Below are 13,744 nucleotides of genomic sequence, written 5' to 3'. Positions count from 1 at the left end.
AACACAATATGTCCAGTAACACTGTTGCCGAGTTCGCAAGCGAACTCAAAAAATCTGCCGATGTCGTGCTGGAGCAATTGCGCTCCGCGGGTGTCGCCAAAACTTCGTCCTCAGACGCCTTGTCTGAAGCCGACAAGCAAAAGCTGCTTGCCTACCTGCAAGCGAGCCATGGCACCAATACCGGTGAGCGCAAGAAAATCACCCTGGTGAAGAAATCCACCAGCGAAATCAAGCAAGCCGACGCCACAGGCAAGGCCCGCACGATTCAGGTCGAAGTGCGCAAAAAACGCACGCTCATCAAGCGCGACGATGACGTCGTTGCCGATGCTGTGCCTGAAGTACCCGCAGAACCTGTGATCGACCATGCGGAACTGGCTCGTCGCGAAGAAGAAGCCCGTCGTCAGGCTGAGTTGATTCGCCGTCAGGAAGAAGAACTGGCCGAAAAACGCCGCCTGCGTGAAGAGCAGGAAGCTCGCCAACGCGAGCAGGCACAAGCCGCCGAAGCCGCGGCTGCCGCCGCTGCAGCACAAGCCGCTGCCCCAACGCGTGAGGAGCGCGAGCTGCAAGCCCGAGCAGAAGCGGCCAGTTTGAATGCTGCCGCCCAGGCGCCCAAGGGCCCGTCTGCTGACGAAACGGCCGCTCGCGAAGCCGCGGACAAAGCTGAAGCTGAAAAACAGGCACGTGCAGACGCTGCTCAAAAAGCCGCTGACGAGTCCAAAGCCCGCGCTGACGAAGAAACCGCCCGCGCCAAGGACCTGGACGAGCGCCGACGCAAGGCCCTGGCCGAAGCCGAAGCCATCCGTTCGATGATGAACGCGCCCAAAAAGGTGTTGGTGGCCAAGAGGGAAGAGCCCAAGGTTGAAGCCAAGCCGGCTGTCAAAGGCACATTGCACAAGCCTGCCGGCACACCCGGCGCTGGCGCGCGTACAGCTGCATCGCCTGGTGCTGCCCCTGGTGGCCCTGGTGGCAACAAGGAAGTCAAATCGGCCAAGCTGTCTTCGAGCTGGGCGGGTGATCCTGCCAAGAAAAAGGCCATTCCGACCCGTGGCGACAGCACCGGTGGCGTGGGCCGCAACAGCTGGCGTGCAGGCCCCAAGGGCCGCAAAGGCCATGGCCATGACCGCGATGAACACCACACCCCGGCCGCGCCAGCCGAAATGCGCGTGCTCGAAGTGCACGTGCCAGAAACCATCACGGTGGCCGAGTTGGCCCACAAGATGGCCATCAAGGCCTCCGAAGTCATCAAGCATTTGATGAAACTGGGCCAGATGGCCACCATGAACCAGCCGCTGGACCAGGACACTGCCATGATCGTGGTGGAAGAAATGGGCCACAAGGCCGTGGTGGCAGCGCTGGACGATCCGGAAGCCTTCACAGACGAAGAAGTGTCCGATCAACACGCAGAAGCTCTGCCGCGCGCCCCTGTGGTGACGGTCATGGGCCACGTGGACCATGGCAAGACATCGCTGCTGGACTACATCCGCCGTGCCAAAGTGGCCGCTGGCGAAGCCGGTGGCATCACGCAACACATCGGTGCTTACCACGTGGAAACACCACGTGGCATGGTGTCCTTTCTGGACACCCCGGGTCACGAGGCCTTCACGGCCATGCGTGCCCGTGGCGCACAAGCCACCGACATCGTCATCCTGGTGGTGGCGGGTGATGACGGCGTCATGCCGCAAACCAAAGAAGCCATCAAACACGCCAAAGCAGCGGGTGTGCCGATCGTGGTGGCCATCAACAAGATGGACAAGCCCGACGCGAACATTGAGCGTGTGCGCAGCGAACTGATTGCTGAAGAAGTGGTGCCTGAAGAGTTCGGCGGCGATTCGCCATTCGTCTCTGTGTCGGCCAAGACCGGCATGGGCATCGATGATTTGCTCGAACAAGTGCTCCTGCAAGCCGAAGTGCTGGAACTCAAGGCCCCTGTTGACGCCATGGCCAAAGGCCTGGTCATCGAAGCGAGCTTGGACAAAGGCCGTGGTCCTGTGGCCACCGTGTTGGTGCAGTCCGGTACGCTCAAAACCGGCGATGTGGTCCTGGCAGGCCAGACCTTTGGCCGTGTGCGCGCCATGCTGGACGAAAACGGCAAACCCACCAAGGAAGCCGGGCCATCGATCCCGGTCGAAATCCAGGGTCTGACCGAAGTGCCACAAGCCGGTGACGAATTCATGGTCATGTCGGACGAGCGCCGTGCCCGTGAAATTGCCACTTACCGTGCAGGCAAGTTCCGCAACACCAAACTGGCCAAGCAACAGGCTGCCAAGCTGGAGAACATGTTCTCCGACATGGCTGCAGGCGAAGTCAAGACACTGCCGATCATCATCAAGGCCGACGTGCAAGGTTCGCAAGAAGCGTTGTCCGCATCGTTGCTTAAGCTTTCGACCGACGAGGTCAAGGTGCAGATGGTCTACGCAGGCGTGGGTGGCATCAGCGAATCCGACATCAACCTGGCCATCGCGTCCAAGGCGATCGTGATCGGCTTCAATGTCCGTGCCGACGCCGGTGCTCGCAAAACCGCAGAAAACAACGATGTTCAGGTCAAGTACTACAACATCATTTACGACGCGGTCGACGAGCTCAAGGCCGCCATGTCCGGCATGCTGGCCCCCGAGCAGCGCGAAGAGGTCATCGGTACCGCCGAGATCCGCACTGTGTTCGTGGCCTCCAAGATCGGTACTGTTGCGGGCTGTATGGTCACTTCGGGCATGGTCAACCGTAATGCCAAGTTCCGTCTGCTGCGCGACAACATCGTCATCTACACCGGCGAACTCGACTCGCTCAAGCGCCTCAAGGACGATGTGCGCGAAGTCAAGGAAGGCTTCGAGTGCGGTATCAAGCTCAAGAACTACAACGACATCAAAGAGGGCGATCAGCTCGAATTCTTCGAAGTCAAGGAAATCGCGAGAACGCTGTAAATGGCCCGCAAGAAGGTTTCATCCGTTCCAAACCGCGGTTTCCGCGTGGCCGACCAGATCCAACGTGATCTGGCCGAATTGATCGCTCGCGAGTTGAAAGACCCGCGTGTGGGTATGGTCACGCTCAACGCGGTCGAGGTGACACCCGACTATGCCCATGCCAAAGTGTTTTTCAGTGTGCTGACGGGCAATCCCGACGAGGCCACCGAAGGCCTGAACGCGGCAGCGGGCTTTTTGCGCAATGGTTTGTTCAAGCGTTTGCACATCCACACAGTGCCCACCTTGCACTTCATGTTTGACCGCACCACCGAGCGCGCATCGGACATGAACGCTTTGATCTCCAAGGCGGTGGCCTCCCGCGCCAAAGACGACAACGAATGACGACCGCGCCCCGCACCAGGGTGCAGCGGCGCCCTGTGCATGGGGTGTTGCTGCTCGACAAACCCCTGGGTTTATCCAGCAACCAGGCTTTGCAAAAGGCCAAGTGGTTGCTGCGTGCGGAAAAAGCCGGCCACACAGGCACGCTGGACCCTTTGGCCACAGGGGTGTTGCCTTTGTGTTTTGGTGCCGCGACCAAGTTCAGTCAGCAGCACCTGGATGCCGACAAGGTTTATGAAACCACGGTTCGTCTGGGGGTGAAGACCACCACGGCCGATGCCGAAGGCGATGTGGTCGCTGTGCGTGACGTGTCATGCAGTCCGGGCATGGTGGTGGAAGTGCTTGACCGGTTCATGGGACCGATCAGTCAGGTGCCGCCCATGCACAGCGCCTTGAAAAAGGACGGCAAGGCTTTGTACGAATACGCCCGCGAAGGTGAACCCGTGGAGCGCGAGCCGCGCAACGTGGTGATCCATGACCTGGAGTTGCTCGACATGCAGTTGCAGGGCGATGCCCCGTTTTTGCGCTTGCGTGTGGCGTGCAGCAAAGGCACCTACATCCGCACGCTGGGCGAAGACATCGCCGAGGCTTTGGGGTGTGGTGGTCATTTGATCGCGTTGCGCCGAGTGGTCACCGGGCCGTTTGAAGCGGCGCAGTGCGTGACACTGGCCGAGCTGGAGGCCATGGACGAAGCCGATCGACTGGGCGCACTGCATCCGGTGGATGTGCTGTTACCTGCCTACACCGAAGTGAGCCTGGACAGCGAGAACGCGGGAAGATTTTTGAGTGGGGTGCGCCGACGCGGCCCTTGGAATGATTGTGATCAAGTCGTGGTGTATGGAGAACATCCTCGTGCATTGCTGGGAACGGCGCATGTGCATGGCGGCGAATTGATTCCGGGTCGATTGTTGAGCCCGATCGAAATTCAACAGATTTTAGAAAACTCACCTGCTTCCACGCCTTGGATGGCTGCGCAGGTTTAAAGGAAGAGAGAGCATGAGCAAGCAAATTCGCAACATCGCCATCATCGCGCACGTTGACCACGGCAAAACCACCATGGTCGACCAATTGCTGCGCCAGTCGGGCACCTTTGCTGACCACGAAAAAGTCGTGGACACCGTGATGGACAACAACGCCATCGAACGTGAGCGCGGCATCACCATCCTGGCCAAGAACTGCGCCGTGTCCTGGGAAGGTACCCACATCAACATCGTCGACACCCCCGGACACGCGGACTTCGGCGGCGAAGTGGAACGCGCCTTGTCCATGGTGGACGGCGTGGTGCTGTTGATTGACGCGCAAGAAGGCCCCATGCCCCAGACCCGCTTTGTGACCAAGAAGGCGCTGGCCCTGGGTCTGAAACCCATCGTGGTGGTCAACAAGGTGGACAAGCCCGGTGCCAACTGCGACAAGGTGGTCAACGCCGCATTTGACCTGTTCGACAAACTCGGAGCGACCGACGAGCAGCTGGACTTCCCGGTGGTGTATGCCTCTGGCATCAACGGCTGGACCTCGCTCGAAGAGGGCGCGCCTGGCGAGCAGTGGGGCCCCGACATGTCGGCCCTGTTCAACACCGTGCTCAAGCACGTGCCACCGAACAGCGGTGACCCTGAAGCACCTTTGCAGCTGCAAATTTCCGCGCTCGACTTCTCCACCTTTGTGGGCCGCATCGGCGTGGGCCGCGTGAGCCAGGGCAAAGTCAAGCCCGGCATGGATGTGCTGGTCATGGAAGGCCCCGATGGCGCCTCCATCAAAGGCCGTGTCAACCAGGTGCTGACCTTCCAGGGTCTGGACCGCGTGCAGGTGACCGAAGCCGGTCCGGGCGACATCGTGCTGATCAACGGCATTGCCGACCTGAACATTGGCGTGACCGTGACCGATCCGCTCAACCCCGCGCCGCTGCCCGTGCTCAAGGTGGACGAGCCCACGCTGACCATGAACTTCTGCGTGAACACCTCGCCCCTGGCCGGTCGTGAAGGCAAGTTCGTCACCAGCCGCCAGATCTGGGACCGCCTGCAGAAAGAACTGCAGCACAACGTGGCCCTGCGCGTGAAGGAAACCGACGAAGACGGCATCTTTGAAGTGGCTGGCCGTGGCGAACTGCACCTGACCATCCTGCTGGAAAACATGCGCCGCGAAGGCTATGAGCTGGCCGTGTCCAAGCCCCGCGTGCTGTTCCGCGATGTGGATGGCGAGCGCCATGAGCCGATTGAGCTGGTGACCGCCGACATCGAGGAAGACCACCAGGGTGGCGTGATGCAGGCCCTGGGCGAGCGCAAGGGTGAGCTGGTCAACATGGAACCCGATGGCCGTGGCCGTGTCCGTCTGGAGTACCGCATCCCGGCCCGTGGTCTGATCGGTTTCTCCAACGAATTCCTGAACCTGACCCGCGGTTCGGGCCTGATCTCCAACATCTTTGACAGCTACGAAGCCCACAAGGGTGACATCGGCGGCCGTAAGAACGGTGTGCTGATTTCGATGGACGATGGCGAAATTTTCACCTACGCCCTGGGCAAGCTGGACGACCGTGGCCGCATGTTCGTCAAGGCCGGTGACCCGGTGTACGAAGGCATGATTGTGGGTATTCACAGCCGTGACAACGACCTGGTGGTCAACGCCACGCGCACCAAGCAGCTGACCAACTTCCGTGTGTCCGGCAAAGAAGACGCTGTCAAGATCACCCCCCCGATCGACCTGACACTGGAATACGGTGTGGAATTCATCGAGGACGACGAACTGGTCGAGATCACGCCCAAGAGCGTGCGTCTGCGCAAGCGCTTCCTGAAAGAGCACGACCGCAAGCGCAACAAGTGATTCGCTGTTGGGTTTGACATGAAGTTCAGGCACGCTCAGGCGGTCGCGCTCATGGTGGGGGTCACAGCCTTGTGGTCTACCGCTGGGGTGGTGACCCGCCATCTGGAGCAGGCCCGCAGCTTCGAGGTGACGTTCTGGCGCAGCTGCTTCACGATGCTGTCCCTGCTCGTCATCCTGCCGCTGTGGCAGGGCAGGGCGGTGTGGTCACGCATGCCTTGGCGCAGCCCTTATTTCTGGCTCTCCGGCGTGTGCTGGAGCGTCATGTTCACCGCCTTCATGCTGGCCCTCATGCTCACCGCGGTGGCCAATGTGCTGATCACCATGGCGCTGGGCCCATTGCTCACGGCCTTGATCACCCGCATTTTTCTGGGGCACCAACTGCCTGCGCGCACCTGGGGTGCGATCGTGCTGGCGGGCATCGGCATTGGCTGGATGTACGGCAGCCAGCTGAGCTTGGGTGCCCCCAATTTCCTGCTTGGTTCACTGGTGGCTTTGTGCGTGCCCATCGCGGGTTCCGTGCAGTGGACGCTGGTTCAAAAGAGCCATGCCGAAGGCCTGAACCTTGACCTGGTGCCATCGGTGCTGCTCGGCGCCATCTTCTCGACCTTGCTCACGCTGCCCTTGGCCTGGCCCTTTCAGGCCTCGGCGCACGATGTGGTTTTGCTGGCGGGCTTGGGCTTGTTCCAGCTGGCCATTCCGTGTGCCTTGTCGGTCATTTGCGCCCGCGTGCTCAAGGCACCCGAAGTGGCTTTGCTGGCCTTGCTGGAAATCGTTTTTGGCATTGCCCTGGCCTGGCTGGGTGCGAATGAAGCCCCGCAGCTGAATGTGCTGTTCGGTGGCGTTCTGGTACTGTCTGCTTTGTTGCTCAACGAATGGTTGGGCTGGAGAAACAACCGTGTCTGATGTTCTGATATCCATAGAAGGCCGCATCGGCTGCATCACCCTCAATCGTCCCAGAGCGCTCAATGCCTTGTCTCTGGAGATGGTGCGGTCTTTGACCCAAGCGCTGCTGGCGTGGCAAAACGATCCGCAGGTCCTGGCCGTGGCCGTGCGCGGCACGGGCAAAGAGGGGCCGTTTGGTGCTTTTTGTGCGGGCGGTGACATCCGATTTTTCCACCAAGCTGCCCACGCGGGTGACGCATCGCTGGGCGACTTCTTCACCGAAGAGTACCGCCTGAACCACCTGATTCACACCTACAGCAAGCCCTATATCGCGTTCATGGACGGCATCGTCATGGGCGGTGGCATGGGCATCAGCCAGGGCGCCAGTGTCCGCGTGGTGACCGAGCGCACCAAGATGGCCATGCCCGAAACCAACATCGGCCTGTTCCCCGATGTGGGCGGTGGGTTCTTCCTGAGCCGTTGCCCTGGACGCCTGGGTGAGTACTTGGGCCTCACGGGCCACATGCTGACTGGCCCGCAGGCCGTGGCGGCCAAGCTGGCCGACATCGCCTTGCCCAGCGGCATGCTTGAGCCCATCTGGCAAAAGCTCATCAGCAGTCCTTTTGAAAATGCCGAATCGGTCGAGCGTTGGGTCTTGGCCCAAGCCGGCGCGCTGACCCCTGAAAAACTCACACCACAGCCCCAGATTGACGAGGTCTTTGGTTTGCCCAGCATTGCGGCCATGCTGGCCAAGCTGGAGACGGCCACCGACGAGTGGAGCCAGAAAACGGCCGATGCCTTGCGCCACCGTTCGCCCTTGATGCTGCACGTGGTGCTGGAGCAGATTCGCCGCGCACGCCAGATGGGCCTGGCCGATGACCTGCGGATGGAGCGCGACATGGTGCACCACTGCTTTCATTTGCGCGCCGTGGCCGACAGCGACACGGTCGAGGGCATCCGCGCCCTGGCGGTCGACAAGGACCACAGTCCGAAATGGAAACCTGCCCGGGTGGAAGAGGTGGATGCGGCCGAGGCAGCGCGCTTTTTTGTGAGCCCCTGGCCTTCGGAACACCACCCGCTGCGCGATTTGTTGTAAGAGCGGTGCCCCCGCCGCGACAGGCTTGTGCTCAGCTCTGGTGCTTCATCGCCCCGAGGCGGGGCTCCCGCATTCCATTCAGCGGTGACGGCTCTTCATGGCACGTTCGACTTCACGCTTGCCTTCGCGGTCCTTGATCGTGTCGCGTTTGTCGTGCTCGGCCTTGCCCTTGGCCAGTGCGATGTCGCATTTGACCTTGCCTGATTTCCAATGCAGGTTGATCGGGATCAGGGTGTAGCCCTTTTGCTCGATCTTGCCGATCAGGCGCTTGATTTCATCCTTGTTCAGCAGCAGCTTGCGCGTACGTGCCGCTTCGGGGTTGATGTGGGTCGATGCGGTCTTGAGTGGGTTGATCAGGCAGCCGATGATGAACAGCTCGCCATTGCGGATCACCACATACCCGTCGGTGAGCTGCACTTTGCCTTCACGGATGGCCTTGACCTCCCAGCCTTCCAGCACCATGCCTGCCTCGTAGCGCTCTTCGAAAAAATAGTCGAAGGCCGCCTTTTTGTTTTCAGCGATCTTGGCAAAGGTGGGGGCAGCAGTCGTTTTTTTGGAGGTGGCCATGGTGAGCAGATAGGGACGGGCAGGCCGTTCTCAAGGAGATCCAAGCGGGCCAGAAGCAAAGCGTCGGCTTGGAAAACTACAATCGCACCATTGTATGAAGAATATCCACAAGTCCGTCCTCATCTGGTACAGCCCCGATGAAATGTTTCGCCTCGTGACCGATGTGGCGCACTACCCCGAGTTTTTGCCCTGGTGTGACCAGGCGCGGGTGCTGGAGTCGGATGCCCAGGGCATGTTGGCCGAGGTCGGCATCAGCTTGGGCGGCATCCAGCAAACTTTCACGACGCGCAACACCCACGAGGAAGGCCGTTCGGTGGGCATGGCGCTGGTCAAGGGGCCGTTTTCCAATTTGAATGGCATGTGGCGCTTTTTGCCTGTGGGCGATGGCACGCAACGCGCCTGCAAGGTCGAGTTGGATCTGCAATATGGCTTTTCAAGCGCTACGTTGGCCGCTTTGGTGGGGCCTGTGTTCGACAAGATCGCGGCCAGCCTGGTGGATGCCTTTGTGAAGCGGGCGGAAACCGTTTATGGCTGAATCGCTGATCCAAGTCACTCTCTGCTGGAGTCTGCAACCCCGGCAAGTGTGGGAACACCACTTGACGGTGCCCGAAGGCAGCACCCTCGAAGCGGTGCTGGATGTGGGGATCGTGATGTGTCAACAGGCCGATCCAACGGTTTCGCCGACAGACTTGGCCAAACTCCAGTTTCTGCAGCCCGGCATCTGGGGGCGCAAGGTCGATTGGCACGCCACAGTGCGCGAAGGTGACCGCGTGGAGCTGTACCGGCCGCTCAAGGTCGACCCCAAGGTGGCCCGCCGCCAGCGTTTCAAGCGCCAGGGCAAAGGCCGCACGGGCCTGTTTGCCAACCGCAAGCGTGGCGCAGCGGCCGGGTACTGAGCATGCAAGCCTTGCTCAACGCCATCGCGCAGATGGAGAACACCCCCGATGCGCACCGTGTCTTTCACGGGCGTGGCGGCGTCTATCCCGATTGTGAACACTGGACGCTGGACTGGTTTGACCCTGTTTGGGTACTGACAAGCTTCAAGGTCGTGAGCGAAGAGGATTTGGCTGCTTGCCATCAAGCCTTGCAAGCGCGTTGGGCCAGTCTGATGCCCGAGGCCCCGCTCAACTGGGTGTACCAGTGCCGCGCCACAGGTCATGCCGAAACCCGCCTGATGGCTGGCAGCGTGCCCGAACCGCATGTGGTGAGCGAGCAAGGCGCACGCTACCAGGTGCATGTGTTGCGTGGACAGAACCATGGCCTGTTCCTGGACATGGCCAATGGCCGAGCCTGGCTCAAAAAACACGCCCTGCATGAAAACGTGCTCAACCTGTTTGCCTACACCTGTGCGTTTTCGGTGGTGGCCTTGCAAGGCGGTGCAGCGCAGGTTGTTAACCTGGACATGAGCCAGGGGGCGCTGGCCGTGGGTCAGCAGAATCACCGACTCAACAATCTGCCGCCCAAGGCGCGTTTTTTGGGGCACGACATTTTCAAGACCTGGGGCAAGATCGGCAAGATGGGGCCTTATGGGGTGATCGTGGTCGACCCGCCCAGTTACCAAAAGGGCAGTTTCATCGCCACCAAGGACTACATCAAGCTGATTCGGCGCTTGCCTGATCTGCTGGAGCCGCAGGGGCATGTGCTGCTGTGCCTGAATGCGCCCGAGCTGGACACCGCTTTCTTGCACCGCCAGGTGGCCGAGGCCGCGCCCAGCCTGAAATTCATCGAACGGTTGGCCAATCCGGATGCATTTGTCGATGTTGATCCAGAAAAGTCACTCAAAGTGTTGCACTATCAAAACGCTTGAGCGCATGCTGCTTCTGCGCTCAAGCCCCATTTTTTGAGGGCAGGGCAGGGAAATCCCTTGCTTGGCGCAGGTACAATCCATTTTTTGGAGCCTTAGCTATGCGCCTACTCGGTAAAGCCCTTACCTTTGACGACGTTCTCCTCGTCCCCGCTTACTCCCAAGTCCTGCCCAAGGACACGTCGCTTGCGACGCAATTCACCCGCAACATTCGCCTGAATCTGCCCCTGGTGTCCGCGGCCATGGACACCGTGACCGAAGCCCGACTGGCCATTGCCATTGCGCAAGAAGGCGGCATCGGCATCGTGCACAAAAACCTTACGGCGCAAGAGCAAGCCGCTCAGGTGGCCAAGGTCAAGCGCTACGAATCGGGCGTGCTGCGCGACCCGGTGGTCATCACCCCCGACACCACCGTGCGCCAGGTCATGGCCCTCTCTGACGAGTTGGGTGTGTCTGGTTTTCCGGTGTGCGACGGCGGCAAAGTGGTCGGCATCGTCACCGGTCGCGATCTGCGCTTTGAGACCCGCTACGACCAAAAAGTCAGCGAGATCATGACGCCTCAAAACCGCTTGGTCACCGTGCCCGAAGGCACGACACCTGAGCAAGCCAAAGCCTTGTTGAACAAGCACAAGCTCGAACGTTTGTTGGTGGTCAATGACGCGTTTGAACTCAAAGGCCTGATCACCGTCAAGGACATCACCAAACAACTCAACTTCCCCAATGCCGCACGCGATGCAGCAGGCAAGCTGCGCGTGGGCGCCGCCGTGGGCGTGGGCGAGGGCACCGAAGAACGCGTCGAAGCGTTGGCCCGCGCGGGTGTGGACGCCATCGTGGTGGACACCGCACACGGTCACAGCAAGGGCGTGATCGACCGCGTGCGCTGGGTCAAACAAAACTACCCGCACATCGAAGTCATCGGCGGCAACATCGCCACGGGCGCTGCGGCGTTGGCTTTGGTCGAGGCGGGCGCTGACGGCGTGAAAGTGGGCATTGGCCCTGGCTCCATTTGCACCACCCGCATCGTGGCGGGCGTGGGTGTGCCGCAAATCATGGCCGTGGACAGCGTGGCCACCGCCCTCAAAGGCACAGGCGTGCCATTGATCGCAGACGGCGGCATCCGCTACAGCGGCGACATTGCCAAGGCGATTGCCGCTGGCGCAGGCACCGTGATGATGGGTGGCATGTTTGCGGGCACCGAAGAAGCGCCTGGCGAAGTCATCCTGTTTCAGGGCCGCAGCTACAAGAGCTACCGCGGCATGGGCTCGATTGGCGCCATGCAGCAAGGCAGTGCCGACCGCTACTTCCAGGAGTCCAGCACGGGCAACCCCAACGCCGACAAACTGGTGCCCGAAGGCATCGAAGGCCGCGTGCCCTACAAAGGTTCTGTCGTAGCCATCATCTACCAAATGGCCGGCGGCTTGCGCGCCAGCATGGGTTACTGCGGTTGCGCCACGATCGACGACATGCACGAGCGCGCCGAGTTTGTCGAGATCACCGCTGCGGGCATCCGCGAAAGCCATGTGCACGACGTGCAGATCACCAAGGAAGCACCGAACTACCGGGCTGATTAAAATCTGCCACTGACCTTCAAGGCGTCTGCACCCCAGACGCCTTTTCATTTCTCAAAGAACGACGCCTGCCATGCAGCACTCCAAAATCCTGATCCTCGACTTCGGCTCGCAAGTCACCCAGCTCATCGCCCGCCGTGTGCGCGAAGCGCATGTGTTTTGCGAAGTGCACCCCTGCGACGTGAGCAGCGACTGGGTGCGTGAATACGCCAAGGACGGCAGCCTCAAGGGCGTCATCCTGTCCGGTTCACACGCCAGCGTGTACGAAGTCGATGACCGCGCGCCGGACGCCGTGTTCGAGCTGGGTGTGCCGGTGCTGGGCATCTGCTACGGCATGCAGACCATGGCCACCCAGTTGGGCGGCAAGGTCGAAGCCGGTCATACCCGTGAGTTTGGCTACGCCGAAGTGCGGGCCCACGGCCATACCGAACTGCTCAAAGGCATCGAGGACTTCGCCACGCCCGAAGGCCACGGCATGCTCAAGGTCTGGATGAGCCACGGTGACAAGGTCACCCAGTTGCCCGAAGGCTTCAAGGTCATGGCCTCGACCTCGGCTTGCCCCATCGCCGGCATGGCCGACGAGGCGCGCAAGTTTTACGCGGTGCAGTTCCACCCCGAAGTCACGCACACCGTGCAGGGCCAAGCGCTGCTGAACCGCTTCGTGCTCGACATTTGCCAGGCCCGCCCCGACTGGATCATGGGCGACTACATCGAAGAAGCCGTGGCCAAAATCCGCGAGCAAGTCGGTGACGAGGAAGTCATCCTCGGCTTGTCGGGTGGTGTCGATTCGTCGGTGGCTGCAGCCCTGATCCACCGCGCCATTGGCGACCAGCTGACCTGCGTGTTTGTGGATCACGGCCTGCTGCGCCTGAATGAAGGCGACATGGTCATGGATATGTTCGCGGGCAAACTGCACGCCAAAGTGATCCGTGTGGATGCCAGCGATTTGTTCCTGGGCAAGCTGGCGGGCGTGAGCGATCCCGAAGCCAAGCGCAAGATCATTGGTGGCTTGTTCGTCGATGTGTTCAAAGAGCAGGCCGCCAAACTCAAGGCGGGTGACGGCGGCCACAAGGGCGCGACCTTCCTGGCCCAAGGCACGATTTACCCCGACGTGATTGAAAGTGGCGGTGCCAAGAGCAAGAAGGCTGTGACCATCAAGAGCCACCACAATGTGGGCGGTTTGCCCGAGCAACTGGGCTTGAAGCTGCTGGAGCCACTGCGCGACCTGTTCAAGGACGAAGTGCGCGAACTCGGCGTGGCCCTGGGCCTGCCGCGTGAAATGGTGTACCGCCACCCGTTCCCCGGCCCGGGCCTCGGTGTGCGCATTTTGGGCGAAGTGAAAAAGGAATACGCCGACCTGCTGCGCCGTGCGGACGCGATCTTCATCGAAGAGCTGCGCAACTTTACGGGCGACAATGGCAAGACGTGGTACGACCTGACCAGCCAGGCCTTCACGGTGTTCCTGCCCGTGAAAAGCGTGGGCGTGATGGGCGACGGCCGCACCTACGACTACGTGGTGGCTTTGCGTGCGGTGCAGACCAGCGACTTCATGACCGCAGACTGGGCAGAGCTGCCCTATGCGCTGCTCAAGAAGGTCTCGGGCCGCATCATCAACGAGGTGCGGGGTATCAACCGCGTGACCTATGACGTGAGTTCCAAACCGCCTGCGACGATTGAGTGGGAATGACGGACAAGGCACCTTCGGGTGCCTTTGTTT

General features: G+C 60.8%; 12 protein-coding genes. 11 read left to right on the top strand and 1 reads right to left on the bottom strand.

The features are described 5' to 3' along the window. Positions 1 to 8 precede the first annotated feature (8 nt). Genes infB through IC609_RS11370 form a run of 6 tightly spaced genes read left to right on the top strand, consistent with a single transcriptional unit; the run spans position 9 to position 8,088 of the window. Positions 9 to 2,918 (top strand): translation initiation factor IF-2, encoded by a 2,910-nt coding sequence (gene infB / locus IC609_RS11395; protein WP_191819612.1) that lies wholly within the window; start codon positions 9 to 11, stop codon positions 2,916 to 2,918. After that, on the top strand, positions 2,919 to 3,299 hold the full coding sequence (gene rbfA / locus IC609_RS11390; protein WP_191819611.1) for a 30S ribosome-binding factor RbfA: 381 nt from the start codon (positions 2,919 to 2,921) through the stop codon (positions 3,297 to 3,299). Then, positions 3,296 to 4,279: a tRNA pseudouridine(55) synthase TruB gene (gene truB, locus IC609_RS11385; RefSeq protein WP_191819610.1), complete on the top strand. Its 984-nt coding sequence runs from the start codon at positions 3,296 to 3,298 to the stop codon at positions 4,277 to 4,279. Before rbfA ends, truB begins: the two co-directional genes overlap by 4 nt. Before the next feature lie 13 nt (positions 4,280 to 4,292). After that, the gene (gene typA / locus IC609_RS11380) at positions 4,293 to 6,110 is read left to right on the top strand and encodes a translational GTPase TypA (RefSeq protein WP_191819609.1); all 1,818 of its coding nucleotides are present in this window, start codon (positions 4,293 to 4,295) and stop codon (positions 6,108 to 6,110) included. 18 nt (positions 6,111 to 6,128) lie between these two features. Next, positions 6,129 to 7,013, top strand: coding sequence for a DMT family transporter (locus IC609_RS11375; protein ID WP_191819608.1), 885 nt, complete (start codon positions 6,129 to 6,131; stop codon positions 7,011 to 7,013). After that, positions 7,006 to 8,088 carry an enoyl-CoA hydratase/isomerase family protein gene (locus IC609_RS11370; RefSeq protein ID WP_191819607.1) on the top strand — a complete coding sequence of 361 codons (1,083 nt, stop codon included), beginning with the start codon at positions 7,006 to 7,008 and terminating at the stop codon, positions 8,086 to 8,088. The genes IC609_RS11375 and IC609_RS11370 overlap by 8 nt, the downstream gene beginning before the upstream one ends. A gap of 78 nt (positions 8,089 to 8,166) precedes the next feature. Here IC609_RS11370 and smpB read toward each other — a convergent pair whose 3' ends face one another. Next, complete coding sequence (gene smpB / locus IC609_RS11365) at positions 8,167 to 8,655, bottom strand: SsrA-binding protein SmpB (RefSeq protein ID WP_191819606.1); 489 nt, start codon at positions 8,653 to 8,655, stop codon at positions 8,167 to 8,169. 94 nt (positions 8,656 to 8,749) lie between these two features. Here smpB and IC609_RS11360 point away from each other — a divergent pair, with 94 nt between their 5' ends. The 5 genes from IC609_RS11360 (at position 8,750) to guaA (ending at position 13,714) form a co-directional block, all read left to right on the top strand. Further along, positions 8,750 to 9,190 carry a type II toxin-antitoxin system RatA family toxin gene (locus IC609_RS11360; protein ID WP_191819605.1) on the top strand — a complete coding sequence of 147 codons (441 nt, stop codon included), beginning with the start codon at positions 8,750 to 8,752 and terminating at the stop codon, positions 9,188 to 9,190. Then, entirely contained in the window at positions 9,183 to 9,551 is a 369-nt protein-coding gene (locus tag IC609_RS11355; RefSeq protein WP_191819604.1) for an RnfH family protein, read from the top strand. Before IC609_RS11360 ends, IC609_RS11355 begins: the two co-directional genes overlap by 8 nt. A 2-nt stretch (positions 9,552 to 9,553) precedes the next feature. Further along, positions 9,554 to 10,462 (top strand): class I SAM-dependent methyltransferase, encoded by a 909-nt coding sequence (locus tag IC609_RS11350; protein WP_191819603.1) that lies wholly within the window; start codon positions 9,554 to 9,556, stop codon positions 10,460 to 10,462. 98 nt (positions 10,463 to 10,560) lie between these two features. Continuing rightward, positions 10,561 to 12,030, top strand: a complete 1,470-nt coding sequence (guaB, locus tag IC609_RS11345) for an IMP dehydrogenase (RefSeq protein ID WP_191819602.1) — start codon at positions 10,561 to 10,563, stop codon at positions 12,028 to 12,030. A gap of 70 nt (positions 12,031 to 12,100) precedes the next feature. Then, positions 12,101 to 13,714, top strand: a complete 1,614-nt coding sequence (gene guaA / locus IC609_RS11340; protein ID WP_191819601.1) for a glutamine-hydrolyzing GMP synthase — start codon at positions 12,101 to 12,103, stop codon at positions 13,712 to 13,714. The last annotated feature ends 30 nt before the right edge of the window (positions 13,715 to 13,744 follow it).

The organism is Limnohabitans radicicola, assembly GCF_014837235.1.
Lineage (GTDB): Bacteria > Pseudomonadota > Gammaproteobacteria > Burkholderiales > Burkholderiaceae_C > Limnohabitans_A > Limnohabitans_A radicicola.
The sequence above is the reverse complement of the archived record's forward strand: the minus strand, read 5'-3'. Positions and strand labels throughout refer to the sequence as shown.

What these genes read in the sequence shown, in the direction of transcription:
- guaB (WP_191819602.1), top strand. Translation starts at nt 10,561, where the DNA reads ATGCGCCTACTCGGTAAAGCCCTTACCTTTGACGACGTTCTCCTCGTC.
- guaA (WP_191819601.1), top strand. Translation starts at nt 12,101, where the DNA reads ATGCAGCACTCCAAAATCCTGATCCTCGACTTCGGCTCGCAAGTCACC.
- IC609_RS11355 (WP_191819604.1), top strand. Translation starts at nt 9,183, where the DNA reads ATGGCTGAATCGCTGATCCAAGTCACTCTCTGCTGGAGTCTGCAACCC.
- infB (WP_191819612.1), top strand. Translation starts at nt 9, where the DNA reads ATGTCCAGTAACACTGTTGCCGAGTTCGCAAGCGAACTCAAAAAATCT.
- rbfA (WP_191819611.1), top strand. Translation starts at nt 2,919, where the DNA reads ATGGCCCGCAAGAAGGTTTCATCCGTTCCAAACCGCGGTTTCCGCGTG.
- IC609_RS11360 (WP_191819605.1), top strand. Translation starts at nt 8,750, where the DNA reads ATGAAGAATATCCACAAGTCCGTCCTCATCTGGTACAGCCCCGATGAA.
- IC609_RS11375 (WP_191819608.1), top strand. Translation starts at nt 6,129, where the DNA reads ATGAAGTTCAGGCACGCTCAGGCGGTCGCGCTCATGGTGGGGGTCACA.
- typA (WP_191819609.1), top strand. Translation starts at nt 4,293, where the DNA reads ATGAGCAAGCAAATTCGCAACATCGCCATCATCGCGCACGTTGACCAC.
- smpB (WP_191819606.1), bottom strand. Translation starts at nt 8,655, where the DNA reads ATGGCCACCTCCAAAAAAACGACTGCTGCCCCCACCTTTGCCAAGATC.
- truB (WP_191819610.1), top strand. Translation starts at nt 3,296, where the DNA reads ATGACGACCGCGCCCCGCACCAGGGTGCAGCGGCGCCCTGTGCATGGG.
- IC609_RS11350 (WP_191819603.1), top strand. Translation starts at nt 9,554, where the DNA reads ATGCAAGCCTTGCTCAACGCCATCGCGCAGATGGAGAACACCCCCGAT.